This window comes from Microbacterium sp. zg.B48 (assembly GCF_024623505.1).
GTDB lineage: Bacteria > Actinomycetota > Actinomycetes > Actinomycetales > Microbacteriaceae > Microbacterium.
Map to the genome: position 1 here is coordinate 209587 of NZ_JANJFE010000013.1, position 24517 is coordinate 234103.

The window sequence follows — 24517 nt, forward strand, 5'->3', positions numbered from 1 at the left end:
ACCGCGCGTCAGACCGGAAGGCTCAGCAGGACGACGGCCCCGACGACCGCGACGGCGGTCAGGGCGGCGGTCGTCCACCACCACAGCGGGTGCCCGGCGAATCGTCCACGCCGCCTGCCGGGATCCTCGTCCACCTCACCCCTTCCGGTTCGCACCGCCGGATGCGACCGGGATCCGCGATCCGAGCATACGGCGCGACGCCGGTGAGTGTCGCGGGCCGGTCCCGGTCAGGCCTTCGCGAGCCCGTAGATCGGGCTCACGGACTGCTGGTCCTCGTGATCGGGGCCGAGCGGGATGCCGGAACGGTCGCGCAGCAGCAGCGTCGCGAGCAGCCCGATCACCGTCATCCCGGCGAGGTACCAGGTGACGGCCATCGTCGAGCCGGTCGCCTGCACCAGCGCCTGCGCGATGGTCGGGGCGAATGCCCCGCCGAGGATGGCCCCGATCGCGTAAGAGATCGATACGCCCGAGAAGCGGATGGATGCGGGGAACAGCTCCGCGTACAGCGCCGCCTGCGGGCCGTACGTGAAGCCCAGCCCGATCGTGAGGATGGCAAGGCCCAGGAACAGCAGGCCGACGTTGCCGGTGTTCACCAGCGGGAACAGGGTGAACACACCGATCCCCTGCAGGATCCAGCCGATGAGGTAGGTGGTCCGCCGGCCGATGCGGTCCGAGACCCATCCGGCGAAGAAGGTCGACAGCAGCCAGGTCACCGCAGAGCCGGTGACCGCCCACAGCACCGGACCGCGCTCGAGCCCGATCGGACCGTCGGGGTTGGTGGCATAGCCCTGGATGTAGCCGCCCGTGGTCATGTAGCCCACCGCGTTGTTGCCCGCGAAGACGAGCGCGGCGATGACGACCAGGAGCGTGTGCTTTCGGAAGAGCTGCACGATCGGCATCCGCGCCTTCTCTTTGCGCTCGGCGAGCTCGGTGAACACCGGGCTCTCTTCGACACGGCGACGCACGTAGTATCCGACGAGGATGAGCACGACGCTCAGCAGGAACGGGATGCGCCACCCCCACTGCAGGAACGCGTCGCCCGGGGCGATGATCGTCATCAGCGCCATCACACCGGACGCGAGCAGCAGCCCGAGCGGCACGCCGATCTGCGGCGATGCGCCGAACAGCCCGCGGCGCTGCTTGGGAGCGTGCTCCACGGCCATCAGCACGGCGCCGCCCCATTCGCCGCCGGCGGAGATCCCCTGCAGGATGCGCAGCAGGACCAGCAGGATCGGCGCGGCGACGCCGATGGCCTCGTAGGTGGGCAGGACGCCGATCAGGGCGGTGGCGGCACCCATCAGGATGAGCGTCCACATCAGCACGACCTTGCGACCGTACTTGTCGCCGAAATGACCGGCGAGGAAGGCGCCGAGCGGGCGGAACAGGAAGCTCACACCCACGGTGGCGAAGGCGATGATCGCGCTGTTGGCGCCGAGCGGCGCGAAGAACAGCTGTCCGAAGACCAGCCCGACGGCCGTGGCGTAGATGAAGAAGTCGTACCACTCCACCGTGGTGCCCACGACGGTCGCGAAGACGACGCGCCGCCGGTCGACGGTGCTGGCGATGGTGCCGGTGGGGGTGAACCCGGGCGACGATGCTGCGCTCATTGTGACTCCAATGTCAATTCCAGCCCTGTACGTTCGGCAAGGCGGGGGTGGCGCTTGCCGGGCTCCTCCAGATAATATACGATTTCAGATACAACGCAAGGGCGAGGGAGCTCATGAGCAATTCGACGGATGCCGGCACCGGCCGCTTCGGGCCGTTGCCGGATCGCCCGGGGAAGATCATCGCGATCCACCTCAGCTATGCCTCACGCGCCGACCAGCGCGGCCGCCGCCCTGCGGCACCCTCGTACTTCTTCAAGCCGTCCAGTTCGGTCGCGGCATCCGGTGACACCATCGAGCGCCCCGCCGGCACCGAGCTGCTGGCATTCGAGGGGGAGATCGCCCTGGTGATCGGCGCTCCGGCCCGCCGGGTGCCCCTGGCAGACGCCTGGAACCACGTCGACGCGGTGACCGCCGCGGACGACTTCGGCCTGTACGACCTGCGCGCGAACGACAAGGGATCGAACGTGCGCTCCAAGGGCGGTGACGGCTACACCCCGATCGGACCGGTCCTGATCGATGCCCGCGCCGTCGACCCTGCCGCGCTGCGGCTGCGGACGTGGGTCAACGGCGTGCTGGCGCAGGAGGACACCACCGCGGGCCTGCTGTTCCCGCTCGCGCAGCTGGTCGCCGACCTGTCCCAGCACTTCACCCTCGAGACCGGCGACGTGATCCTCACCGGGACGCCGGCCGGCTCATCGGTCGTCGTTCCCGGCGACGTGGTCGAGGTCGAGGTGGACGCCCCTGCCACCGGTCTGACCTCGGGCCGGCTGGTCACGGCGGTCACGCAGGGCGCGATCCCCTTCGACCAGACGCTGGGCTCGCTCCCCGCAGTGGATGACACGCAGCGCGCCGAGGCGTGGGGATCCCGTGCGGCGGCCGGGCTGCCCGACGCGGACGAGACGGCGGAGTTCGCACCGCCCGCGCCCGCGGGCGGGGACTCCGCCGCCGTCCCTGCAGCGCGCGCGCCGCTGTCGCCCGAGCTGCGCGAGAAGCTGCTGCGCGTGCCGGTGGCGGGCTTGTCCGGTCAGCTGCGCAAGCGCGGCCTGAACAACGTCACGATCGACGGGGTCCGCCCGATACACCCCGGCACCAAGATCGTCGGCACCGCCAAGACCCTGCGGTTCGTGCCGGGACGCGAAGACCTGTTCGTCTCGCACGGGGGCGGGTACAACGCGCAGAAGCGCGTGTTCGACGCGGTCGACGAAGGCGAGATCATCGTGATCGAAGCGCGCGGCGAGACCGGATCGGGCACCCTCGGCGACATCCTGGCGCTGCGCGCGAAGGCTCGCGGCGCCGCGGGCATCGTCACCGACGGCGGCATCCGCGACTTCGACGCGGTCGCGGCGATCGGCATCCCGGTGTTCAGCTCCGGCGCGCACCCGGCCGTGCTCGGGCGCAAGCACGTGCCGTGGGACTACGACGTGACCATCGCGTGCGGTGGCACCACGGTGCAGCCCGGCGACATCCTGGTCGGCGACACGGACGGTGTGATCGTCCTGCCGCCCGAGATCGCCGCAGAAATCGCCGATGCCGCGCTCGCCCAGGAGGACGAAGACGCGTGGGTGGCCGACCAGGTCGCGGCCGGGCATCCGGTGGACGGCCTGTTCCCGATGAACCCCGAGTGGCGAGGGAGGTACGACGCATGGCGTCAGACGAGATCATGACGGTGGCACCGAGCGACCAGAGCAAGTCCCAGCGGGCGTACCACTGGATCAAGGGCCGCATCGCGAACCAGGACTTCACCCCGGGGTACCGGCTCGTGCTGGGCTCGATCGCGGGCGAACTCGGCATGAGCGTCGTGCCCGTCCGCGAGGCGATCCGCCAACTGGAGGCGGAGGGGCTGGTCACGTTCGAGCGCAACGTCGGCGCGCACGTGTCGATGGTCGATGACACCGCGTATCGCTACAGCATGCAGGCGCTGAGCATTCTGGAGGGCACCGCCACCGCGCTGGCGGCGCGCAGCCTGACCGCCGACGAGATCAGCCGCGCCCGCGCGGTCAACGAACTCATGGTCGAGGTGCTGGACCACTTCGACCCGCGATCGTTCACGGCGCTGAACCAGGAGTTCCACTCCATCCTGTTCGCGCAGTGCGCGAACCCGAGGATCCTCGAGCTGGTCAACGCGGAATGGGCTCGGCTCGGGCACCTGCGCGATTCCACGTTCAGCTTCGTGCCCGGCCGGGCCGCCGAGTCGGTGCGCGAGCACGAGAAGATCCTGCAGCTCATCGAGTCCGACGCCCCGCTGGGCGACATCGAGATGGTGGCTCGGCGTCACCGCTCCGCCACCCTCGACGCGTACCTGATCCACGAACATCCCGATGAGGCCCTCGGCCTCCCCGCTTTCTGAGACCACTGCGAGGTAATCCATGACCGACACCGCCACCAGCGTGCAGGCCCACCGCGTCCCGGCCGACCTGCCCACCCGCATCCAGCACTACATCGACGGGCAGTTCGTCGACAGTGCCGACGGGGACACCTTCGACGTCCTCGACCCGGTCACCAACCAGACCTACCTGCAGGCGGCCGCGGGCAAGAAGGCGGACATCGACCGCGCCGTCGCCGCCGCCCGGCGCGCGTTCACCGAGGGTCCCTGGCCCCGGATGCTGCCCCGCGACCGTTCGCGCGTCCTGCACCGGGTCGCGGACATCGTCGAATCCCGCGACGCCCGCCTGGCAGAGCTGGAGTCGTTCGACTCTGGGCTGCCGATCACGCAGGCACTCGGCCAGGCCCGCCGCGCGGCGGAGAACTTCCGCTTCTTCGCTGACCTGATCGTGGCCCAGACCGATGACGCCTTCAAAGTCCCCGGCCGTCAGCTCAACTACGTCAACCGCAAGCCGATCGGCGTGGCCGGCCTGATCACGCCCTGGAACACGCCCTTCATGCTCGAGTCCTGGAAGCTCGGCCCGGCGCTGGCCACCGGCAACACGGTCGTGCTGAAGCCGGCCGAGTTCACCCCGCTGTCCGCTTCGCTGTGGGCCGGCATCTTCGAAGAGGCGGGACTGCCCCAGGGCGTGTTCAACCTGGTGAACGGCCTCGGCGAGGATGCCGGAGACGCACTGGTCAAGCATCCCGATGTCCCGCTCATCTCGTTCACCGGAGAGAGCAGCACCGGCCAGCTGATCTTCGGCAACGCCGCACCGTTCCTGAAGGGACTGTCGATGGAGCTCGGCGGCAAGTCGCCGGCGATCGTGTTCGCCGACGCCGACCTCGAAGCCGCCGTGGACGCCACGATCTTCGGAGTCTTCTCGCTCAACGGCGAGCGCTGCACCGCCGGCAGCCGCATCCTGGTCCAGCGCGAGGTCTACGACGAGTTCGTCGAGCGTTACGCGGCTCAGGCGTCCCGAGTGATCGTCGGGTACCCGCACGATCCGAAGACCGAAGTCGGCGCGCTCGTGCACCCGGAGCACTACGACAAGGTGATGGGCTACGTCGAGCTGGGCAAGTCCGAGGGACGCCTGGTCGCGGGCGGCGGCCGGCCGGAGGGCTTCGAGACCGGCAACTTCGTCGCACCCACCGTGTTCGCGGACGTCCCGGCGGATGCGCGCATCTTCCAGGAGGAGATCTTCGGACCGGTCGTGGCGATCACCCCCTTCGACACCGACGAGGAAGCGCTCGCGCTGGCCAACAGCACCAAGTACGGCCTGGCCGCCTACGTCTGGACCAGCGACCTGAAGCGCGCGCACACCTTCGCACAGTCGGTGGAAGCGGGAATGGTGTGGCTGAACTCGAACAACGTGCGCGACCTGCGCACCCCGTTCGGCGGGGTCAAGGCGTCCGGTCTGGGGCATGAGGGCGGTTACCGCTCGATCGACTTCTACACCGACCAGCAGGCCGTGCACATCACCCTCGGCGCGGCGCACAACCCGACCTTCGGCAAGGCGGAGCACCACGACGCGAACGACCTCGACGATCCCGACCCGCGCTGATCGCGTCGACCGACACCCAGGCAAGGACGCTCTGATGACCACTGACAAGACCCTCACCTCCTCCGGCTTCTTCGTCTCGCAGGAAGCCCCGATCCACACCGACGACCCCATCCCGACGCCGGCGTCGCCCGCGCCGGACATCCTGCGCTGCGCATACATGGAGCTCGTCGTCACCGACCTCGGGCTCTCTCGCGCGTTCTACGTCGATGTGCTCGGGCTGCACGTGACGGAGGAGGACTCCGAGTCGGTCTACCTGCGCTCCACGGAGGAGTTCATCCACCACAACCTGGTCCTGCGCCAGGGACCGGTCGCGGCCGTCGCCGCCTTCTCGTACCGCGTTCGCACCCCGGCGGATCTCGATCGGGCGGTGGCGTTCTACGAGGAGCTCGGCTGCCGAGTCGAGCGTCGCGCCGACGGCTTCACGAAGGGCATCGGCGACTCGGTGCGCGTCGAGGACCCGCTGGGCTTCCCGTACGAGTTCTTCTACGACACCCAGCACGTCGAACGCCTGTCCTGGCGCTACGACCTGCACACCCCCGGGGAGCTGGTGCGCCTGGACCACTTCAACCAGGTGACCCCGGACGTGCCTCGCGCCGTGAACTTCATGCAGAGCCTCGGGTTCCGCGTGACCGAGGACATCCAGGACGACGCGGGCATCGTCTATGCCGCGTGGATGCGCCGCAAGCCGACCGTGCACGACACGGCCATGACCGGCGGCGACGGGCCCCGCATGCACCACGTCGCCTTCGCGACGCACGAGAAGCACAACATCCTGGCGATCTGCGACACGCTCGGCGCGCTGCGCATGTCCGATCGGATCGAGCGGGGACCCGGCCGTCACGGGGTCTCCAACGCGTTCTACCTGTACCTGCGCGACCCGGACGGGCACCGCGTGGAGATCTACACCCAGGACTACTACACCGGCGACCCGGACAATCCGGTCGTCACGTGGGACGTCCACGACAACCAGCGCCGCGACTGGTGGGGCACCCCGGTGGTGCCGTCCTGGTACACCGAGGCCTCGCTCGTGCTGGACCTGGACGGCAATCCGCAGCCGGTCCTCGCGCGCACCGACGCCAGCGAGATGGCCGTCACGATCGGCGCGGACGGCTTCTCGTACACGCGTCCGTCCGACGCGCCGGAGGAGCTGCCGAGCTGGAAGCAGGGCGAGTACAAGCTGGGCAATCAGCTCTGACCGGCCCGCCCCGCCCCGCCCCAGCCAGCCCGTGTCCCGATTAGACAGCTTCTGGAGCCCCCAGACAGTGAATAGTGGGACATGGGCGGGCGCGGGGGCACCGACTGCCACACCCACAGCGCGACGGAGGATGACGGATGCTGGATGACACGACGATCGCGGCGATCGCCGAGGAGCTGGCCGAGGCGGGCCGCACCCGCAGCGTGATCCCGCGGATCACCGCCCGCTACCCGGACGCGACGATCGAGGACTCCTACGCGATCCAGGGCGTCTGGCGCGACACGAACCTCGCCGCGGGCCGGCGGCTGGTCGGCCGCAAGATCGGCCTGACCTCGAAGGCGATGCAGCAGGCGACCGGCATCAGCGAGCCCGACTACGGGGTGATGTTCGACGACACGGTGTGGGACAACGGGGCGACGATCCCGTTCGATGACTTCTCGAACGTGCGGATCGAAGTGGAGCTCGCGTTCGTGCTGCGCGAACCGCTGGAGGGACCGCGCTGCACGCTGATCGACGTCCTGCGCGCCACCGAGTACGTCACCCCCGCCCTCGAGGTGCTCAATTCGCACATCGAGCTGGAGGGGCGCACCATCGTGGACACGATCTCCGACAACGCCGCGTACGGCGGCATGGTCCTCGGCGGCATCCCGATGCGCCCCGATCAGATCGACCTGCGCTGGGTGTCCGCCCTGCTGTACCGCAACGAGACGATCGAAGAGACCGGCGTCGCCGCAGGGGTGCTCAACCACCCCGCCACGGGTGTGGCCTGGCTCGCGAACAAGCTCCACCAGCACGGCACCCGCCTGGAGGCCGGCGAGATCATCCTCGCCGGATCGTTCACCCGGCCCCTGTGGGTCTCGCGGGGCGACACGGTGCTGTGCGACTACGGACCGATGGGAACCATCACATGCCGCTTCAGCTAGCCGCCACCTTCCGCGAGCGCCTGGCCGCGGCATCCCGCCCGCTCGCCGGAATGTGGGTCTGCTCCGGATCGCCCCTGGTCGCCGAGATCTGCGCCGACGCGGGTCTGGACTGGCTGCTGATCGACATGGAGCACTCCCCCAACGGCCTGGAATCCACGCTCGCCCAGCTGTACGCGGTGTCGGCGTATCCGTCGACACCGCTGGTCCGGGTGCCCACGAACGATCTCGTCACCATCAAACAGGTGCTGGATCTGGGCGCGCAGAACATCCTCGTGCCGATGGTGTCCTCCGCGGCTGAGGCACGGGCCGCCGTCGAGGCGGTGCGCTACCCGCCGCTCGGCTCGCGCGGCGTCGGATCCGCGCTGGCCCGGTCCGCCCGATGGAACCGCGTGGACGCCTACCTGCAGAACGCCCACGAGCACGTGTCCCTGTTCGTGCAGATCGAGAATTCCGCAGGTGTGGATGCCGCGGCTCAGATCGCCGCGGTGGAGGGCGTGGACGGTGTCTTCGTGGGACCGTCCGACCTCGCCGCGTCGATGGGCGCGCTCGGCCAGCAGAGCCATCCGGACGTGGAGGCGGCCGTTCTGCGCACGTTCGAGGTCGTCCGCGGTGCGGGCAAGCCGGTCGGGGTGAACGCGTTCGACCCGATGGTGGCCGACCGCTACCTCTCCGCGGGCGCGTCGTTCGTCCTGGTCGGTGCCGATGTGTCGCTGCTCGCCCGTGGTTCCGAGGGCCTGGCGGCCCGGTTCATCTCCGACGACGGCACCGGCGAGCGCACGTCGTACTGACCCGGGGGCCGGCCGTCAGGTGTGGTCCAGTCGCGCGACGCCGATCTTCGAATCCGCCATGCCGTAGAAGACGTAGCGGACCCCCTCGATCTCCTCGACCGCGGTCGGGAAGACCACGTTCGGGACGGTTCCTCCGCGTTCGTCGTCGGTTTCGGCGGACAGCAGCGGCTCCGGCGTCCGGGCGATCACGACGGACGGGTCATCCGCGTCCAGCAGCATCGCCCCGGCCGCGTAGTGCACATTCTGCTGCTGCGCGAACGCGTTCTCGATCCGCCCCGTCACTCCATGGTGCAGCAGCAGCCAGCCCTCCGGGACCCGCAGCGGCGGCGGACCTCCCCCGATCTTGGTGGCTTCGAAGTCGAACACGGGTCCGGCCAGGAACCGGTGCTGCCCCCACACGGTGAGCGCGGCCAGGTCCGCGCGCACCGCCTCGACCGGAACGTAGCTGATCCAGATCGACTGTCGCTCATCGGTCACGCCGGCCGGCACCACCACACCCTGCCCTGGCCTGGTCTCACCCAGATCCCACATCGGCCGGTGCAGCACCGCGAAGCTGCGCGTCCCGTCCGGCGCGGTCACAGCTTCCGGGAAGAACACGGTGTCCTTGTTGTGGAACAGGTTCAGATCGATGTCGAGGGCATCGTCGTACGCGAACAGCACCGGGCCCAGCCGACGCCACTCGCGCAGGTCCTCGGAGACGGCCAGCGCGGTGCGCGGACCCAGCGGTCCGTACGCGACGTAGGTCATCACGTGCAGACGCAGCTCGTCGATCCACGTGACCCGCGGATCCTCGACGCCGGCATTGCCGACGCCCCGTTCCCAGGAGCGGTCCGGCTCCAGCACCACGCCCTCGCGCTCGACGCCGACCGGCACCCCGTCTTCGACGAGGACGCGGGCCAGCCCGACGCGGGACACGTTGCCCGCCGCGACCATCCGGGGCAGAAGGTAGAGCTCCCCGTCCGCACCGCGCCCGGACGCGGGGTTGAGGATCCCCTCCTGCTCGAGGGGATCGTCCCCCCGCGGGCTCATGATCACGCCGATCCGCGTCAGCCGGTAGGGCACGGTGGGCAGGTCTGCGGTGGTCATGTCAGCCCTTCACGCCCGACCCGATGTCCGAGCTCTGGAATTGACGTTGGAAGATCACGAACAGCACGACCGCGGGGATGGCCAGCACCACAGCGCCGGCCAGGATCGCACCGAACGGGTTGGATGCCGAGGCGGCCACCGTGGTGATGTAGTTCGCCAGCGAAACGGCCAACGGTTGCAGCGACGGGTCCTTCGTGATCAGGAACGGCCAGAGGAACTCGTTCCACGGCCCGATGAACGTGAGCAGCACCACGGTCAGCAGCGCCGGTCGCACCAGTGGCAGGGCGACGCTCCACAGCACGCGCATCTCGCTCGCCCCGTCGATGCGGGCAGCATCGAACAGCGCGCGCGGCACCTGCATGAAGTACTGCCGGAAGATCAGCACCGCCGCGGAGTTGATGGCGAACGGCAGGATCATGCCCAGGTGCGTGTCGGCCAGTCCGTAATCCCGAGCGATCAGCACGTAGAGCGGGATCATCAGCAGCTGGAAGGGGACGATCTGGACCAGCAGCGCTATCGAGAAGGTCACCCCGCGGCCGCGCCAGTGCAGCACGGAGAGGGCATAGCCGACCAGGACCCCGAACACGACCGTGCACAGGATCACTCCGCCGGTGAAGATGCCGGAGTTGACCAGGCCGGACAGCAGACTGATGCGCTCGTTGATCTCGACGTAGTTCTGCAGTGTGATGTTCGCCGGATTCGGGAAGGCGCCCGCCGGAGTCGGGTCGGGCTTGGTCTGCAGCGAGCCGATGATCATGTAGTAGAAGGGGAACAGGAACAGCAGCGCCCCGAGGGCCAGCACGACCCAGCGTGCGATCGCCCCGCCGCGACCGGGATGACCGCCGCGGCTCGGCGCGACGTGGGCTCCCGGATCTGCGCGTGTGCCCTGGGTGCGCGCGTCTGCGCGTGTGCCGGTGGTCATGACTCCTCATCTCCGACGAGCTTGCGCTCGATCAGGGCCAGGGCGAGCACCAGCACGACGAGGATCACGCCGATGGCGGCCGCCACATCCGGATTGCCCTGCTCCAGACCCTTCTGGTACATCAGCAGCACCGGGGACGTGGATGCGCCGTTCGGTCCGCCGCCGTTGGTGAGCAGGTACGGCTCGGTGAACAGGTTGGCGCCGGTGATCGTCGCCAGCAGCAGCACCAGCAGCGTCGCCGACCGGACCCCCGGCACTGTGACGGAGAAGAACGTGCGCACCGCTCCCGCACCGTCAGTGGCGGCCGACTCGTACAGCTCCTTCGGCACCGCCTGGAGGGCCGCCAGGTACAGCAGGATGAAGAATCCCAGCTGCTTCCAGGTGACGAAGAAGGCGATGGTCGGCATGGCCAGGAACGGGTTGATCAGCCAGGACGGATCGGGAGCCAGCGGCCCGAGCACCTGGTTGACCAGCCCGCCGCCGCTGAACATGAACAGCCACACCCCGACGACCGCGACGGATGCCGTCACATAGGGCACGTAGAAGCTGACGCGCAGGAACAGGCGCGCACGCACCACCCGGTTCAGCGCGGTGGCCAGCAGCAGCGAGAGCACGACGGTCAGCGGCACGTTGATGATCAGGAAGACCCCGACGTTCAGGAAGGAGCGCCACACGGCCGGATCGGTGGCCACGGCGATGAAGTTGTCGAAGCCGACGAACTCGCGTTCGACATCGGCGCCCGGCGCAGCGAAGAAATAGTCGTGGAACGACATCCATACCGCGAAGATCAGCGGGAAGGCGAAGACGACGCCGATGAAGACCAGGTAGGGAGCGCTGAGCAGGATCCCGAGCGGATTCTGGCCGAGGATGCGGCGCCGGCGCCGGGCCGAACGCGCATGCTGCGCGCCGGACCCGGCCGACTCCGTCTTCGGCTCCGCGACGGCGGAGGACATGATCGAGCCCGTCCGACCGTCAGCCCTGGGCGACCAGGGCGTCGACCTCGGCCGCCGTGTCGGTGAGGAACGACGGGATCTCTCCCTCACCGAAGATGACCGCCTGGGAGTACGCGTCCCGGAAGGTCTGCCACACCTCGATCGAGTTGGCGACGTTCGGCACCTCGACGACGCGGCCGGCCTGGTCGCCGAACACCTCGTAGGCGGGGTTGGCGGCGAAGAAGTCGGGATAGGCGCCGGTGAGGTCCTCACGAAGCGGCATCTGACCGGTCAGCTCGAGGAGCTGTCCATCCTGTTCCTCGCTCGTGGCGAACTTGAGCACGTCCCACGCGGTGCCCTTGGCCTCGCAGGCCGAGAACAGGCCGACGTTCTTGGCATCGCTGAACGTGTAGGTCTCCTCGGCCGGCGTTCCGGAGGACGTCGGCACGGGCACGGTTCCCCAGTCGACGTCGTCGCCGAAGTAGTCGATCGCCCAGGGACCGGCGATCGTCATGGCGGAGTTGCCGGCGACGAACGAGTCGCCGTTGAACTCCTCCTGCCCGGCGAGCCCTTCCTCGTACATGGTCGCCCAGAATTCCGAAACGGCCTGGCCGGCGTCGGAGTCGAAGGTCGCTTCGCCGTCCTCGACCAGAAGCGTTCCCCCCGTCTCCGCCCCGTACAGGGGGTAGAAGTCGAACCAGGACTGGAAGAACTGGCTCGCCGGTGAGGGGTAGATCGCGTACGGAGCCGCCCCGGACGCGGTCAGCGTGCGCGCGGCGTCGAGGAACTCGTCGTACGTGGCCAGGGCGGGCGCCTCGGGGTCCAGACCCGCCGCGGTGAACATGGCCTTGTTGTAGAAGATCACGACCGGGTTCGACTTCCACGGCATCTGATAGAACTCGCCGTCCGCGGAGGCGTACTGCGCCGCGTTGTCGCCGCTGCGCGCGTTGATGTAGTCGTCGCCGTCCTCGAAGCTGGACAGCGATACCAGCCCGCCGGCCTTCTCGAACTGGGGGACGGCGGCCGGCGAGGTGTTGAAGATCAGGCAGGGCGCGTTCCCGGCCGTGATCGCGGCACTGATGACGGCCTCGCTGCTGTCGCCCGCCGGAATCTCCTGCGCCTTGATCTGCTCATCCGGGTGCTCGGCGTTCCACGCCTCGACCATCTGCTTGCCCCACTGGATCTCGGCTTCGTTGTTCGAGTACCAGATGGTGATGTCGCCCCGGGCGTCCAGGGCGTCGCCGCCTCCCCCGCCGCCACCGCCGCACGCGGTGAGGGTGAGAGCCCCGGCGGCGGCGAATGCCGCGATCGTCATGCTTCTTCGCATCGTTCTTCCTTTCCATCCAGACGCGACGTCCGTCGCGTCCTGAGCCGCCCGGTCACCTGGGCATGTCGCGCGGTGGTGCGGGTGCCGCACCGGTGGACTCGCGCACGACGAGACGCGCGGGGGCGAGTTCGGAGTCGTCGATCGCGTCGCCGGCGATCGCGGCCAGGAGCGTGCGCGCCGCGGCCGCCCCCCACTCGACGGCGTCCGTCGCGACGGAGGTGAGCGAGGGGTACACGTGCCGGGCGAGCTCGCTGTCGTCGAAGCCGGCGATGGACAGGTCGCCCGGGACGGACAGGCCCGCGCGCTGCGCGACGGCGATCCCCGCCATTGCCATCACGTCGTTCGAATAGCAGATCGCGGTGGGGCGGCGCGCGGCGTCCGCGAGCAGAGCACGGGTGGCCTCACCCCCCTGCCGCGCACTGAAGTCGGTGTCCACGACCCGGTGCGCCACGCCACGGTCCTCGCAGGCGCGCTCGAATGCCGTGCGCCTGCGGCGCGCGTGCAGCATCTCGGGGGAGCCGGCAACGTGCGCGATCGACCGGTGGCCGAGCTCGACGAGGTGCGCCACGGTGGCGACCACCCCGTCGATGTCGTCCACCGACACGGCGGGGAACGGCGATGGGACATCGGGATGCCCCAGCGTGACAGCCGCCAGTCCCAGGGACTGCACGAGCTCCAGCCGCTCGTCGCCACCGCGCAGGTCGGCGAGGAAGACGCCGTCGACGCGCCGTTCGGATGCGAGCTTGCGGTAGGTGTCCGCTTCGCGACGGGGCGAGGGCACCGACGCCAGGACCAGTGCCTGCCCCGCCGTCGAGAGCTCGCGCTCCACGCCCGCGATGAAGGCGGGGAAGAAGGGATCCCCCGCGACGATGGCGGTGTCGCGCTGCAGGACGAGTCCGAGGGCGAACGAGCGGTTCGTGCTCAGGGAGCGCGCGCGCAGATCGGGCGCCCAGCCCAGCTCCGCGGCGATCGCGAGGATCCGCTCACGCGTGGCGACGTTCACCCCCGGGCGATCGTTGAGGGCGAACGAGACGAGCCCCTTGCTGACGCCCGCGCGCTGCGCGACGTCGGCGATGGTCGGGCGTCGTGCCCGGTCCCCCTGCGGTTCACCCATGCGGCTACGCTGCCTTCGATGATCTAAACCGGTTTAGTTGATCGGTTTAGAGAGCAAAGTACCGCATCCTCCCCGGAATGTCGACAGGCACTGCCCGCGTAACCCCGGCGACACGCGGACATGGCACTCTGGACCGATGAAGAGAGACGTCGCCAGCCGCATCGAACTGGACGTGACCGAGCCGGCCGAGCTGGTCTTCTCGATGGCCGTGAGCGGACACCACACCCCCGTCACCGAGCACATCGCGTTCAGCGTCGACGGCGTCCCGCTGACGTACGAGTCCCTCGCGGATGCGCACGGCACCCGCCTGCACAGGGTGAACAGCCCCGTCGGCCGCCTGGTGGCCTCGTACGACGCCTCCATCCAGGGTGACGCGTCCTCGACGGTGGCGAGCCCGACCGACCTGATCACCTATCGCCGACCCAGCCGGTACGCCGAATCGGACACCCTGGGGCCGACCGCGTACGCCGAGTTCGGCGGCATCACCGATCCGGCCGAGCTGCTCTCGTCTGTCTCGTCCTGGGTGGGCACGCACCTGGTCTACGTGACCGGTTCGAGTCTGCCCACCGATGGCGCGACGCAGACGCTGCTGGCGCGGCAGGGGGTGTGCCGGGACTACGCCCACCTCACCGTGGCCCTGCTGCGCGCCCTGAACGTGCCCGCGCGCGTGGTGTCGGTGTACGCGCCCGGACTGTTCCCCATGGACTTCCACGCGGTGGCCGAAGCGTGGGTCAACGACGGCTGGCACGTGGTGGATGCGACCACCCTCGCACCGCGCTCGACTCTGGTGCGCATCGCCACCGGCCGTGACGCCGCGGACTCTGCGTTCCTGACAGTCGTGTCCGGGCGAGCCGACCTGGTGGACCTGGAGGTGATGGCGATCGTGGACGAACTGCCCAACGACGACCTCACCCAACTCGTCCGCATGCGCTGAGGCGCCGCGGTGGCGCGCCTCGGTGGCGCGTGGCAACGTATCAGGCATGAAGAAATGGGTCGTGCGCTTCCTCTCCCTCCTGGTGTTCAACGTGGTCGTCCTGCTCGTGATCGGCTGGCTCACCCCGGCGCGCGTGGGCTGGTCCGCCCTGTGGGCCGGCGTCATCCTCACGGCGCTGACCATCTGGGTCAAACCGCTGATCCATCGGGCGTTCCGGGGCATGGTCGCAAGGTCCGCGGGTCGGCGCACGCGCGTGGGCGAGAAGCTCGTGCAGGGCGCAGTGGTCTTCGTCGTGGCGCTCATCGTGTGGATCCTCACCGTCGTGCTCTCCGCAGTGAGCGTCGGCGGATGGCTGTGGGGGTACATCCTGCCGCCGGTGATCCTCCTGGTCGGCTGGGCGATCTACGACACCATCGATGACCGGGTGGAAAGCTCCGCCGGTGCGCTCTACGACCGGGCCACCGGAGGGCGGGACGCCGGCATCCCCCCGTCCCCCGCCGCGATCCCGTCGCGCGACACCGCCGCGGCCCGACGCGAGCTGCAGGACGGATTGACCGAGGAGCAGCGCCGGATGCTGGACGAACTGGGCACGGACTGATCGGCGCTGTCGATCGCGGCTCCCCTGGATCGTCATAGGGGTGTCACGGCCGATCAGACGGTCGATGCACGACAGCCCGATAGAGGAAGGACCGAACGCATGCGGTACACACTCCTGCTGCACTACCCCGAGATGAGCGCGGCGGATCTCGGACCCGACGCTCTGGCCGAGGGGATGCGCGAGTTCGACGACTACGCGAAGGCGTTGGATGCAGCCGGCGTGCTGCGCTCGGCGGAGGTCCTGCAGCCGTCGTCGGCGACCACCACGGTGCGCGGCGGCGAGCCGCTGCGCGTGCAGGACGGCCCGTACGCCGACACGAAGGAGCAGCTCGGCGGGACGTTCGTGATCGAGGTGGACGACCTCGACCAGGCGATCGGATGGGCCGGCAAGGCTCCGTCGGTGAACTGGGGCGCCGTGGAGATCCGCCCCTCGGGCACCCGGTTCGTGGACGGAGCCTGGACGCCGTTCGACTACCGATGACCGCCGGCCACCCCGCGGAGGAGGGCGGCGCGGGTGCCGCCGGCGCTGCCGCGGAGCGCATCGCACGCGATTCGTACGGCCGCATCCTGGCGGTGATCGCTGTCGCCACCCGCGATGTCGCGCTCGCGGAGGACGCCCTGTCGGACGCGTTCGAGAAGGCCCTCCGCTCGTGGCCGGACCGCGGCATCCCGGACAACCCCGAAGGGTGGCTGGTCATCGTGGCCCGCAACCGTCTGCGTGATCTGCTGCGCTCATCCGCTGCGCGCACCAGCGCGCCGCTGCTGGAGGGCATGCTCGGCACGGACGATCGGGATGCCGGCGCGGTGCTCGCGGACCGCGAGCGCATTCCCGACAAGAGGCTCGAGCTGCTCTTCGCGTGCGCCCATCCGGCGGTGGATCCCGGCATCCGCACGCCGCTCATGCTGCAGGCGGCCCTGGGGTTCGACGCCGCGCAGATCGGGCGCGCCTTCGCCGTCGAGCCGGCCACCATGGCGCAGCGGCTGGTGCGGGCCAAGCGGCGGATCCGGGACGCCGGCATCCCGTTCGTCGTCCCGTCCCGCGGCGACATGCCCGATCGCCTCAGCGCAGTGCTGGAGGCCGTGTACGGCGCCTACGCGATCGACTGGCTCGAGCCACCGGTGACGGACGCGCGAGACATACGGGACTCGATCGCCGACGAGGCACGCTGGCTCGCGGTCCTGCTGGCGAGCCTGCTGCAGACCGAGCCCGAGGCGTGGGGTCTGGCCGCGCTGCTGACCTTCGCCCAGTCGCGCGCCCCGGCACGCGCGGCCCGGCCCTGGCCGCCGCTGGACGAGCAGGACCCCGGCGAGTGGGACGCGGAGCTGATCGCGGAGGGCAGATCGCTGCTGCGCCGGGCGACGGCGCTGGGCGACCCACTCGGTCGCTTCCAGCTGGAGGCGGCGATCCAGGCGGTGCACTGCGACCGGGCGCGCACCGGCGTTCTGGATGCCGAAACGCTCGTGAAGCTGTACCGCGGGCTGGTCGCCATCGCCCCGACCAGCGGCGCGCGCGCTGCCCTGGCCGCTGCCCAAGCGCGTCGGTGACCGCGAGCCGCCGGGTCAGGCGGCGCTGCGCTCCGCAGCCTCGACCACGTTCATCAGCAGGAGCGCGACGGTCATCGGACCGACTCCGCCGGGGTTCGGCGAGAGGAAGCCCGCGACCTCTGCGACGTCGGGGTGCACGTCGCCGTGCACCTTGGCCTTGCCCGTCTCGGGGTCCTGCTCGCGCGTGACACCGACATCCAGCACGGCTGCGCCGGGCTTGACATCGGCCGCGGTGATGAGGTGCTTGACTCCTGCCGCGGCGACGATCACGTCGGCCTGGCGCAGGTACTGGCCGGCATCGACGGTGCCGGTGTGGGTCAGCGTGACGGTGGCATTGAACTCGCGGCGGGTCAGCAGCAGGCCGATCGAGCGCCCGATGGTGACGCCGCGGCCCACGACGACCACGTGCTTGCCCGTCAGGTCGTACCCGTTGCGCACCAGGAGTTCGATGACACCGCGCGGCGTGCACGGCAGCGGCGAGGTGATCGGGCTGTTGACATTGAGCACGAGCCGCCCCAGGTTCGTCGGGTGCAGTCCGTCGGCGTCCTTGTCCGGGTCGATCCGCTCCAGGATCGCGTCGGTGTCGATGTGCTTGGGCAGCGGGAGCTGCACGATGAAGCCGTGGCAGGCGGGGTCGGCGTTCAGCGCGTCGATGGCCGCTTCGACCTGCTCCTGCGTGGCATCCGCGGGCAGCTCGACCTGGATCGAGTTCATGCCGATCGCCTCGGACTGGCGGTGCTTCATGCCCACGTACAGCTGCGAGCCGGGATCCGCTCCGACCAGCACCGTGGCGATGCCGGGGACGATCCCCCGTTCGGCCAGGGCCGCCACGCGTGCGCGCAGCTCATCCTTGATGGCCGCCGCAGTGGCGACCCCGTCCAGTTTCTGTGCGGTCATCGTTGTCGCCTCCGGAGTTGCGCGAGCGGGGCTCGCAAAGCTTGTCGTATCACTATGCCCGTAGGTATGCGCCCGGGGCAAACGCGCAGGCGATCTACTGGACGAGTCCCGGGTACAGCGGGAACTGCGCGGTCAGCCTCGCGACGCGCGCACGCAGCGCCGACACGTCGGCGTCGGGCAGCAGCGCGGAGGCGATGATGTCCGCCACCTCGGCGAACTCCGCGTCCCCGAATGCGCGCGTGGCCAGGGCCGGCGTGCCGATGCGCAGGCCCGAAGTGATCATCGGCGGGCGCGGGTCGTTGGGCACGGCGTTCCGGTTGACCGTGATGTGGATCTCGTGCAGCAGGTCTTCGGCCTGCTTGCCGTCGATCTGGGCGTCGCGCAGGTCCACCAGCACGAGGTGCACGTCGGTGCCGCCCGAGCGGACGGCGATGCCGGCATCCTTCACGTCCTGTTGGGACAGCCGCTCGGCGAGCATCCGGGCTCCCCGCAGGACCCGCTCCTGGCGCTCTTTGAACTCGGGGGTGGCGGCGAGCTTGAACGCCGTCGCCTTGGCCGCGATGACGTGCATCAGCGGCCCGCCCTGCTGGCCAGGGAACACGGCCGTGTTGATCTTCTTGGCGATCTCGGCGTCATTGGTCAGGATGAAGCCGGACCGCGGGCCGCCGATCGTCTTGTGCACGGTCGAGGAGACCACGTGAGCGTGCGGCACCGGGCTGGGGTGCAGCCCGGCGGCGACCAGACCGGCGAAGTGCGCCATGTCCACCCACAGCAGCGCGCCGACCTCGTCGGCGATCTCGCGGAAACGGGCGAAGTCCAGCTGTCGGGGGTACGCCGACCAGCCCGCGATGATGACCTTCGGACGGAACTCGATCGCCAGGCGGCGCACCTCGTCCATGTCGACGAGCGACGTCTCCGGGTCCACGCCGTACGCGACGATGTTGAACAGGCGGCCGGAGAAGTTGATCTTCATGCCGTGGGTGAGGTGGCCGCCCTGGTCCAGGGACAGCCCGAGCAGAGTATCGCCGGGGCGGGCGATCGCATGCAGCACGGCCGCGTTCGCGGTGGCACCGGAGTGCGGCTGGACGTTGGCGAATGCCGCTCCGAAGAGGGACTTCGCGCGCTCGATGGCGAGCTCCTCCGCAACGTCGACCTCTTCACAGCCGCCGTAATAGCGGCGGCCGGGGTAGCCCTCGGCGTACTTGTTGGTCAGCACCGACCCCTGGGACTGCAGCACCGAGACCGGCACGAAGTTCTCGGAGGCGATCATCTCCAGGTACCCGCGCTGCCGCTCCAGCTCGCGCTCGAGCACCTGCGCGATCTCCGGGTCGACCTCGGCCAGCGGCGCGTTGAAGTAATGGTCGGTCATGGCGTCTCCTTGACTGCGGCGCGTCCGGTTTCCGTTCGGAAAGCGGTTATTGAGTAGTCCGCGAGGCGGACGTATCGAAATACGCATCGACCCAGGCGTACGGTCGAGTGCCGTGTCGGTCGCTCCCTGGTGGTTACCCACCTCAACGCCAGTCGCGACATTTCGAGCATAACGGATGCCGGTCCGTGCGGTTGCGGGGCGTGGCCGGTACGCTGGAGACCCGGTTTGTTAGGAGTCTTTACAGCCCGCCCGTCGGACCGAGTGCGCGGTGCCGGTCACACCGGTGCGTGCGCCGGTGGCGGGGTGCCCGGCCGCCGCCCAGAATGGAGCCACCGTGTCAGCACCCGCCCCCTCGTTCGGCGTCGTCCCCGCACCGCTCTCGATCGCGGCGGATGCCACCGCTGCGCCGTTCCGCATCGACGGCCGGGTCCGGATCCTGGGAGACGCGGATGCCGCCGCCGCTCTCACCGCGATCCTCACGGCCCGCACCGGCGTCACCGTGGACGCGCCCACCCCCTCCGCTCCCGACAGTGCCTCCTCCGGTCCCGAGAGTGCAGCCTCCGCTGCCGAGAGTGCACCCCCCGCTCCCGAGAGTGCCTCCTCCGCTCCGGAGAGTGCACCCCGGGCTCCCGACAGTGCCTCCACGCCCCGCGCGAGCGGCCCCGCCGTCGAGCTGCGCATCGAGCCCGGCGCGCCCGCCGAGTCGTATCGGCTCACCGCGGAGGCGGCATCCGTCATGGTCACCGGCACGGACGCGGCCGGACTGTTCTACGGCGTGCAGACGCTGGGGCAGCTGATCGTCCGGGACCGCTCCGGCTTCGCCGTGCCGGCCGTGCGGATCGCCGACCGGCCCCGCTTCGGGTATCGCGGAGTCATGCTCGATGTGGCGCGGCACTTCTTCGGCGTCGAGACCGTCAAGGCGTACATCGATCGGGCCGCCGCGCTGAAATTCAACGCGCTGCACCTGCATCTCACCGACGATCAGGGCTGGCGCATCCACTTGGACTCGCGGCCGAGGCTGACCGAGTTCGCCGCCGGGACCGCGGTGGGCGGCGACGTCGGCGGCTTCTATTCGACGGCGGACTACCGCGAGATCGTTCGGTACGCGGCATCCCGGCACATGATCGTGGTCCCTGAGGTCGACCTGCCCGGTCACACGCACGCCGTCGGGCTGGCCTACCCGGACCTGGTCGAGCCGCCCGACCCGGACCATCCCCCCGGCCACGAGGACGCGCCGCCGCCGGCAGCGGTCCCCTACACCGGCACGGACGTCGGATTCTCATCGCTGAAGATCCGCGACGAGGCCACCTACGACTTCGTCGCCGACGTGGTGGGAGAGCTGGCCGCGATGACCCCCGGGCCGTATCTGCACATCGGCGGAGACGAGGCACTGCGCACCGATCCGGGTGACTTCGCGCTGTTCATGGCACGCGCCACCGGCATCGTCGCGGATCTGGGCAAGATCCCGGTGACCTGGCACGAGGCCGGTGCGGCGGGCGGCATCGACCCGAGCACCGTCGGCCAGTACTGGGGGTTCACGACCCCCGCCGACGGGATGGACGACGCGGCGCGCGCCTTCGCCCGCGATGCCGCCGGCGTGATCCTCTCCCCCGCCGATGCCGTGTACCTGGACATGAAGGACGACCCGGCCAGCCCGCTGGGGCTCATCTGGGCGAACGGCCCGACCAGCGTCGAGCGCGCCTATTCGTGGGAGCCGACCTCGATCCTCGCCGGCGTGGGCGAGGACGACATCGTCGGCGTTGAGGCGCCGATGTGGACCGAGACGATCCGGACGCTGGAGGACATCGATCGGATGGCCTTCCCGCGGATCGCCGCTGCGGCCGAGGTGGCCTGGTCCGCACAGAACGGCGAGCTTCGCACGTGGGAGTCGTTCCGATCGCGCGTGGGCACGCTCGGACCGCTGTGGAAGAGCCTGGGCATCCGCTTCCATCCCTCCGGCGAGATCCCGTGGAGCACCGAGTGAGCACGCTCATCCACTCCGTCCGGCTGGTGGATGCCGGGCGCATCGTGGAGTCCGGATGGGTGCGCTTCGAGGCGGACCGGGTGATCGCCCGCGGCGCCGGCGACGAATGGCGCAGCTTCGCCGAGCCGGGCGATGTCGTCTGCGACGGGGAGCGCGCCGCGGGAGCCGGCGCGACGCTGACCCCGGGTTTCATCGACATCCACGGCCACGGCGGCGCCGGCGAGTCCTACGACGACGGGCCGGACGGCATCCGGGCCGCGCGAGCGCTGCACCGCGCGCACGGCACCACCCGCGCGGTGATCTCGCTGGTGACCGCCCCGCCCGAGACGCTGCAGCGGCGGGCGGCGATGGTCGCGGACCTGATGCAGACGGATGCGGACATCCTCGGCTCGCACCTCGAGGGCCCCTTCCTGTCCGCCGGATACCGGGGCGCCCACGAGGGCACGCTGCTGCGCCCGCCGGATGCGGACACCGTGACGGGCCTGCTGTCGGCGGGCCGGGGCACGATCCGGCAGGTGACCATCGCCCCCGACCTGCCCGGCGCACTCGATGCGATCCGGATGGTGGTCGACGCGGGCGCGGTAGCGGCCGTCGGACACACCGGCGCGGATTTCGATCTGGCGCGCGCGGCGTTCGACGCCGGTGCGACGATCCTCACCCACGCTTTCAACGCGATGCCGCCCCTGCATCACCGTGATCCGGGTCCAGTCGCCGCCGCGGCGTCCGACCCCAGGGTGACGCTCGAGGTGATCGCAGACGGTGTGCATCTGCACCCCGCGCTGGTGCGCATCGCCTTCGCCCTCGCCCCCGGGCGGGTCGCGCTGGTCACCGATGCGATGGCGGCCGCGGGCAGCGGCGATGGACGCTACACGCTCGGATCGCTCGGAGTCGACGTCGCGGGCGGCATCGCCCGGCTCTCCGGCGGCGGAGCGATCGCCGGTTCGACGTTGACGCAGGATGCCGCGCTGCGCTGCGCCGTGGCCGCCGGGGTTCCGCTGGCCGAGGCGGTGGCGGCCCTCACCGCAGTGCCCGCGCGGGCCGTCGGTCGCGCCCACCACCTCGGATCGCTGCGCGCCGGCATGACGGCCGATGCGGTCCTGCTCTCGCGCGCGCTCGAGACGGTCGCGGTGTGGACGGGCGGCATCCGGGACTGAGGAGCCCGCGGGGCGGTGCACGGCCCGCCGTAGAATGGACGCATGTCCGACAGTCCCCGCGTGCGGCCGGCCGCTCCCCGCGAGCCAGGCACTCGCGCCCCCCTCTCCGCGATCGACGTGCTGGCGCTCCTCTGCGAGCTGTTCGCCTTCATCAGCCTCGCGATCTGGGGCTTCGCCGCATGGCAGTTCCCGTGGAACATCGTCATCGGAATCGGCGCGCCCGTGCTGGCCATCCTGACCTGGGCGCTGTTCGTCTCCCCCCGCGCGGTGTTCGAGGTGCACCCGTTCGTCCGCGCCGTGGTCGAGCTCCTGGTCTACGTGTCCGCGACGCTGGCCTGGTGGAGTCTGGGCCTGACGTGGGTCGGGCTGGTCTCCGGCGTGGTCGCGGTGACCGCCGGCGTCCTGGCCGGGCGGCGACGACTCGCGTGAGCGCCGAGCCCGACGTCGTCGGTCTGCTGCGCGCCGCTCTCGGTGACCGGGTCGACACGTCGGAGGCGGCACGGGAAGGGGCACGCGCCGACAAGTCCGGCCACGCGGCATCCGGAGCCCCGCTCGCGGTCGTGCACGCGCACTCGGTCGCCGACGTACAGGCGACCCTGCGGATCGCGACCGCGACCCGCACGCCGGTCGTCCCGCGCGGCGCCGGAACCGGGCTGGCCGGCGCCGCGAATGCGGGTGCCGGTGAGATCGCACTGTCCCTGCGCGGCATGGACCGCATCCTCGAGGTACGCCCGGACGACCTGCTCGCGGTCGTCGAGCCGGGCATCCTGAACGCCGACCTGAGCGCCGTCCTCGCCGAGCACGGCCTGTGGTGGGCGCCGGACCCGGCCAGCCGCGCGATCTCGACCGTCGGCGGGAACATCGCCACCGGCGCGGGCGGGCTGCTGTGCGCGAAATACGGCGTGGTCCGCGATGCCGTGCTCGGCGTGGATCTGGTGCTGGCCGACGGGCGGCTGCTGAAGCTCGGCCATCGCACCGTCAAGGGTGTGACCGGCCTGGATCTGACCTCGCTCGTCATCGGATCCGAAGGCACCCTCGGGGTCGTCGTCGGCGCGACGCTGAAGCTGCGCCGGCTCGTTCCCGGTGAGGTGTGCACCCTCGCCGCGACCTTCGGGAGTGTCCGGGCAGCGGCCGAAGCGTCTGCCGCGGTGACCGCCTCCGGTGTTCAGCCGGCGATCATGGAACTGATGGATGCCGCGTCCCTCGCGGCGGTCCACGCCCTGCTCCGGTTGGATCGGCCGACGCCCGGCGCCGCTCAGCTGACCATCCAGACCGATGGGCCTGCGGCCGTCGCCGAGTGCGACGCGATCGCCGCGGTGCTGCGGGCGGCCGGCGGAACGGTGATCGTCTCGCGCGACCGGGAGGAGGGCGAGCGTCTGCTCACGATCCGTCGCTCGATGCACCCCGCCATGGAGACGCTCGGCACCGCCCTGATCGAGGACATCTCGGTCCCCCGCAGCGCGCTGCCGGCGATGTTCGACGAGATCGCCCGCGTGGAGCGGGAGCACGGCGTCGCCATCCCGACCGTCGCGCACGCGGGGGACGGAAACCTGCACCCGAACTTCGTGTTCGCGGCGCAGCCCGATGCCGCCGGCATCGTCGAGGTGCCGGCGTTCATCTGGGATGCCGCGGACGACCTGTTCCGCGCCGCTCTCCGCCTGGGCGGCACGCTGACCGGCGAGCACGGCGTGGGTGTGCTCAAGAGCCGATGGCTGGCCGATGAGCTGGGCGCGGACCAGTGGGATTTGCAGCGTCGGATCACACGCGCATTCGACCCGCTCGGCATTTTGAATCCCGGAAAGGTGTTCGCGCCGTGACGGCTCCGCTCATCTTCGTCAGCGCCGCCGTGATCACGGATGCCGCCGGGCGGGTGCTGGTCGTGCGCAAGCAGGGGACCTCGGTCTTCATGCAGCCCGGCGGCAAGCCCGAACACGGCGAGAGTGCCGCCGAGGCGCTCTCGCGGGAGCTGCACGAGGAGGTCGGGCTGGTGGTGGCCCCCGACGACCTGGAACCGCTCGGGACGTTCGAGGCCGACGCCGCCAACGAGCCCGGACACCGGGTCGTCGCCGCGGCATTCCGCACGACGGCCGAGCCGGCCGAGCTGTCGGCGCGGGCTGAGATCGCCGAACTGCGGTGGATCACACCGGGCGACGTCGCCGCGATGGAACTGGCCCCGCTGAGTCTGGATCACCTGCTCGCCCTCGCCTGGGGCTGACG

At 70.3% G+C, this 24517-nt stretch carries 24 protein-coding genes and 1 riboswitch; of the genes, 15 read left to right on the top strand and 9 right to left on the bottom strand.

Features of this window, described 5'->3' with window-relative positions; all coding sequences use genetic code 11:
- Nucleotides 1-8 precede the first annotated feature (8 nt).
- Nucleotides 9-155, bottom strand: a complete 147-nt coding sequence (locus tag NQ152_RS11025) for a hypothetical protein (RefSeq protein WP_257523988.1) — start codon at nt 153-155, stop codon at nt 9-11.
- Nucleotides 156-227: 72 nt separating this feature from the next.
- Nucleotides 228-1607, bottom strand: a complete 1380-nt coding sequence (locus tag NQ152_RS11030) for an MFS transporter (RefSeq protein ID WP_257523989.1) — start codon at nt 1605-1607, stop codon at nt 228-230.
- A 113-nt stretch (nt 1608-1720) separates the two neighbouring features.
- Here NQ152_RS11030 and NQ152_RS11035 point away from each other — a divergent pair, with 113 nt between their 5' ends.
- From NQ152_RS11035 to NQ152_RS11060, 6 genes are all read left to right on the top strand, one after another.
- Complete coding sequence (locus NQ152_RS11035) at nt 1721-3271, top strand: fumarylacetoacetate hydrolase family protein (protein WP_257523990.1); 1551 nt, start codon at nt 1721-1723, stop codon at nt 3269-3271.
- The gene (locus NQ152_RS11040) at nt 3250-3954 is read left to right on the top strand and encodes a GntR family transcriptional regulator (protein WP_257523991.1); all 705 of its coding nucleotides are present in this window, start codon (nt 3250-3252) and stop codon (nt 3952-3954) included. The genes NQ152_RS11035 and NQ152_RS11040 overlap by 22 nt, the downstream gene beginning before the upstream one ends.
- Nucleotides 3955-3973: 19 nt before the next feature.
- Nucleotides 3974-5533 carry a 5-carboxymethyl-2-hydroxymuconate semialdehyde dehydrogenase gene (gene hpaE / locus NQ152_RS11045; RefSeq protein WP_257523992.1) on the top strand — a complete coding sequence of 520 codons (1560 nt, stop codon included), beginning with the start codon at nt 3974-3976 and terminating at the stop codon, nt 5531-5533.
- A gap of 34 nt (nt 5534-5567) precedes the next feature.
- A complete protein-coding gene (gene hpaD, locus NQ152_RS11050) occupies nt 5568-6728 on the top strand; it encodes a 3,4-dihydroxyphenylacetate 2,3-dioxygenase (RefSeq protein WP_257523993.1) in 1161 nt (386 codons plus the stop codon).
- Between the two features lie 137 nt (nt 6729-6865).
- The gene (gene hpaH, locus NQ152_RS11055) at nt 6866-7651 is read left to right on the top strand and encodes a 2-oxo-hept-4-ene-1,7-dioate hydratase (protein WP_257523994.1); all 786 of its coding nucleotides are present in this window, start codon (nt 6866-6868) and stop codon (nt 7649-7651) included.
- The gene (locus NQ152_RS11060; RefSeq protein WP_257523995.1) at nt 7636-8439 is read left to right on the top strand and encodes an HpcH/HpaI aldolase/citrate lyase family protein; all 804 of its coding nucleotides are present in this window, start codon (nt 7636-7638) and stop codon (nt 8437-8439) included. Before hpaH ends, NQ152_RS11060 begins: the two co-directional genes overlap by 16 nt.
- 15 nt (nt 8440-8454) lie before the next feature.
- Here NQ152_RS11060 and NQ152_RS11065 read toward each other — a convergent pair whose 3' ends face one another.
- The 5 genes from NQ152_RS11065 to NQ152_RS11085 all read right to left on the bottom strand — a co-directional run bounded on the left by NQ152_RS11065 (nt 8455) and on the right by NQ152_RS11085 (nt 13820).
- Nucleotides 8455-9525: a glycosidase gene (locus NQ152_RS11065; protein WP_257523996.1), complete on the bottom strand. Its 1071-nt coding sequence runs from the start codon at nt 9523-9525 to the stop codon at nt 8455-8457.
- A gap of 1 nt (nt 9526) precedes the next feature.
- Nucleotides 9527-10282 carry a carbohydrate ABC transporter permease gene (locus tag NQ152_RS11070; protein WP_257503246.1) on the bottom strand — a complete coding sequence of 252 codons (756 nt, stop codon included), beginning with the start codon at nt 10280-10282 and terminating at the stop codon, nt 9527-9529.
- Nucleotides 10283-10443: 161 nt separating this feature from the next.
- Nucleotides 10444-11400 (bottom strand): carbohydrate ABC transporter permease, encoded by a 957-nt coding sequence (locus NQ152_RS11075; protein ID WP_257503133.1) that lies wholly within the window; start codon nt 11398-11400, stop codon nt 10444-10446.
- 19 nt (nt 11401-11419) lie between these two features.
- Nucleotides 11420-12706, bottom strand: coding sequence for an extracellular solute-binding protein (locus tag NQ152_RS11080; protein WP_257523997.1), 1287 nt, complete (start codon nt 12704-12706; stop codon nt 11420-11422).
- Between the two features lie 52 nt (nt 12707-12758).
- A complete protein-coding gene (locus tag NQ152_RS11085) occupies nt 12759-13820 on the bottom strand; it encodes a LacI family DNA-binding transcriptional regulator (protein ID WP_257523998.1) in 1062 nt (353 codons plus the stop codon).
- 136 nt (nt 13821-13956) lie between these two features.
- On the opposite strand from NQ152_RS11085, the gene NQ152_RS11090 reads away from it, so the two are divergent.
- The 4 genes from NQ152_RS11090 to NQ152_RS11105 all read left to right on the top strand — a co-directional run bounded on the left by NQ152_RS11090 (nt 13957) and on the right by NQ152_RS11105 (nt 16896).
- Nucleotides 13957-14754, top strand: a complete 798-nt coding sequence (locus NQ152_RS11090; RefSeq protein WP_257523999.1) for a transglutaminase family protein — start codon at nt 13957-13959, stop codon at nt 14752-14754.
- Nucleotides 14755-14800: 46 nt separating this feature from the next.
- Nucleotides 14801-15352 carry a hypothetical protein gene (locus tag NQ152_RS11095; RefSeq protein ID WP_257524000.1) on the top strand — a complete coding sequence of 184 codons (552 nt, stop codon included), beginning with the start codon at nt 14801-14803 and terminating at the stop codon, nt 15350-15352.
- 99 nt (nt 15353-15451) lie between these two features.
- Nucleotides 15452-15832, top strand: coding sequence for a YciI family protein (locus NQ152_RS11100; RefSeq protein ID WP_257524001.1), 381 nt, complete (start codon nt 15452-15454; stop codon nt 15830-15832).
- Complete coding sequence (locus NQ152_RS11105) at nt 15829-16896, top strand: RNA polymerase sigma factor (RefSeq protein ID WP_257503139.1); 1068 nt, start codon at nt 15829-15831, stop codon at nt 16894-16896. Before NQ152_RS11100 ends, NQ152_RS11105 begins: the two co-directional genes overlap by 4 nt.
- A 15-nt stretch (nt 16897-16911) precedes the next feature.
- Here NQ152_RS11105 and NQ152_RS11110 read toward each other — a convergent pair whose 3' ends face one another.
- Complete coding sequence (locus tag NQ152_RS11110; protein WP_257503140.1) at nt 16912-17793, bottom strand: bifunctional methylenetetrahydrofolate dehydrogenase/methenyltetrahydrofolate cyclohydrolase; 882 nt, start codon at nt 17791-17793, stop codon at nt 16912-16914.
- A gap of 94 nt (nt 17794-17887) precedes the next feature.
- On the bottom strand, nt 17888-19162 hold the full coding sequence (glyA, locus tag NQ152_RS11115; RefSeq protein WP_257524002.1) for a serine hydroxymethyltransferase: 1275 nt from the start codon (nt 19160-19162) through the stop codon (nt 17888-17890).
- Between the two features lie 82 nt (nt 19163-19244).
- Nucleotides 19245-19328, bottom strand: a riboswitch (ZMP/ZTP riboswitch).
- A gap of 168 nt (nt 19329-19496) precedes the next feature.
- Here glyA and NQ152_RS11120 point away from each other — a divergent pair.
- Genes NQ152_RS11120 through NQ152_RS11140 form a run of 5 tightly spaced genes read left to right on the top strand, consistent with a single transcriptional unit; the run spans nt 19497 to nt 24515 of the window.
- The gene (locus NQ152_RS11120; protein ID WP_257524003.1) at nt 19497-21146 is read left to right on the top strand and encodes a beta-N-acetylhexosaminidase; all 1650 of its coding nucleotides are present in this window, start codon (nt 19497-19499) and stop codon (nt 21144-21146) included.
- Complete coding sequence (locus tag NQ152_RS11125; protein ID WP_257524004.1) at nt 21143-22300, top strand: N-acetylglucosamine-6-phosphate deacetylase; 1158 nt, start codon at nt 21143-21145, stop codon at nt 22298-22300. Before NQ152_RS11120 ends, NQ152_RS11125 begins: the two co-directional genes overlap by 4 nt.
- A 42-nt stretch (nt 22301-22342) precedes the next feature.
- Nucleotides 22343-22729, top strand: coding sequence for a YrdB family protein (locus NQ152_RS11130; protein ID WP_257524005.1), 387 nt, complete (start codon nt 22343-22345; stop codon nt 22727-22729).
- Nucleotides 22726-24117 (top strand): FAD-binding oxidoreductase, encoded by a 1392-nt coding sequence (locus NQ152_RS11135; RefSeq protein WP_257524006.1) that lies wholly within the window; start codon nt 22726-22728, stop codon nt 24115-24117. Before NQ152_RS11130 ends, NQ152_RS11135 begins: the two co-directional genes overlap by 4 nt.
- Complete coding sequence (locus NQ152_RS11140; protein ID WP_257503146.1) at nt 24114-24515, top strand: NUDIX domain-containing protein; 402 nt, start codon at nt 24114-24116, stop codon at nt 24513-24515. The genes NQ152_RS11135 and NQ152_RS11140 overlap by 4 nt, the downstream gene beginning before the upstream one ends.
- Nucleotides 24516-24517: the final 2 nt, after the last annotated feature.

Excerpts from the sequence above, each read along its gene's own strand:
- NQ152_RS11030 (WP_257523989.1), bottom strand. The coding sequence starts at position 1,607 with ATGAGCGCAGCATCGTCGCCCGGGTTCACCCCCACCGGCACCATCGCC.
- NQ152_RS11035 (WP_257523990.1), top strand. The coding sequence starts at position 1,721 with ATGAGCAATTCGACGGATGCCGGCACCGGCCGCTTCGGGCCGTTGCCG.
- NQ152_RS11040 (WP_257523991.1), top strand. The coding sequence starts at position 3,250 with ATGGCGTCAGACGAGATCATGACGGTGGCACCGAGCGACCAGAGCAAG.
- hpaE (WP_257523992.1), top strand. The coding sequence starts at position 3,974 with ATGACCGACACCGCCACCAGCGTGCAGGCCCACCGCGTCCCGGCCGAC.
- hpaD (WP_257523993.1), top strand. The coding sequence starts at position 5,568 with ATGACCACTGACAAGACCCTCACCTCCTCCGGCTTCTTCGTCTCGCAG.
- hpaH (WP_257523994.1), top strand. The coding sequence starts at position 6,866 with ATGCTGGATGACACGACGATCGCGGCGATCGCCGAGGAGCTGGCCGAG.
- NQ152_RS11060 (WP_257523995.1), top strand. The coding sequence starts at position 7,636 with ATGCCGCTTCAGCTAGCCGCCACCTTCCGCGAGCGCCTGGCCGCGGCA.
- NQ152_RS11065 (WP_257523996.1), bottom strand. The coding sequence starts at position 9,525 with ATGACCACCGCAGACCTGCCCACCGTGCCCTACCGGCTGACGCGGATC.
- NQ152_RS11070 (WP_257503246.1), bottom strand. The coding sequence starts at position 10,282 with ATGATCATCGGCTCGCTGCAGACCAAGCCCGACCCGACTCCGGCGGGC.
- NQ152_RS11075 (WP_257503133.1), bottom strand. The coding sequence starts at position 11,400 with ATGTCCTCCGCCGTCGCGGAGCCGAAGACGGAGTCGGCCGGGTCCGGC.
- NQ152_RS11080 (WP_257523997.1), bottom strand. The coding sequence starts at position 12,706 with ATGCGAAGAAGCATGACGATCGCGGCATTCGCCGCCGCCGGGGCTCTC.
- NQ152_RS11085 (WP_257523998.1), bottom strand. The coding sequence starts at position 13,820 with ATGGGTGAACCGCAGGGGGACCGGGCACGACGCCCGACCATCGCCGAC.
- NQ152_RS11090 (WP_257523999.1), top strand. The coding sequence starts at position 13,957 with ATGAAGAGAGACGTCGCCAGCCGCATCGAACTGGACGTGACCGAGCCG.
- NQ152_RS11095 (WP_257524000.1), top strand. The coding sequence starts at position 14,801 with ATGAAGAAATGGGTCGTGCGCTTCCTCTCCCTCCTGGTGTTCAACGTG.
- NQ152_RS11100 (WP_257524001.1), top strand. The coding sequence starts at position 15,452 with ATGCGGTACACACTCCTGCTGCACTACCCCGAGATGAGCGCGGCGGAT.
- NQ152_RS11105 (WP_257503139.1), top strand. The coding sequence starts at position 15,829 with ATGACCGCCGGCCACCCCGCGGAGGAGGGCGGCGCGGGTGCCGCCGGC.
- NQ152_RS11110 (WP_257503140.1), bottom strand. The coding sequence starts at position 17,793 with ATGACCGCACAGAAACTGGACGGGGTCGCCACTGCGGCGGCCATCAAG.
- glyA (WP_257524002.1), bottom strand. The coding sequence starts at position 19,162 with ATGACCGACCATTACTTCAACGCGCCGCTGGCCGAGGTCGACCCGGAG.
- NQ152_RS11130 (WP_257524005.1), top strand. The coding sequence starts at position 22,343 with ATGTCCGACAGTCCCCGCGTGCGGCCGGCCGCTCCCCGCGAGCCAGGC.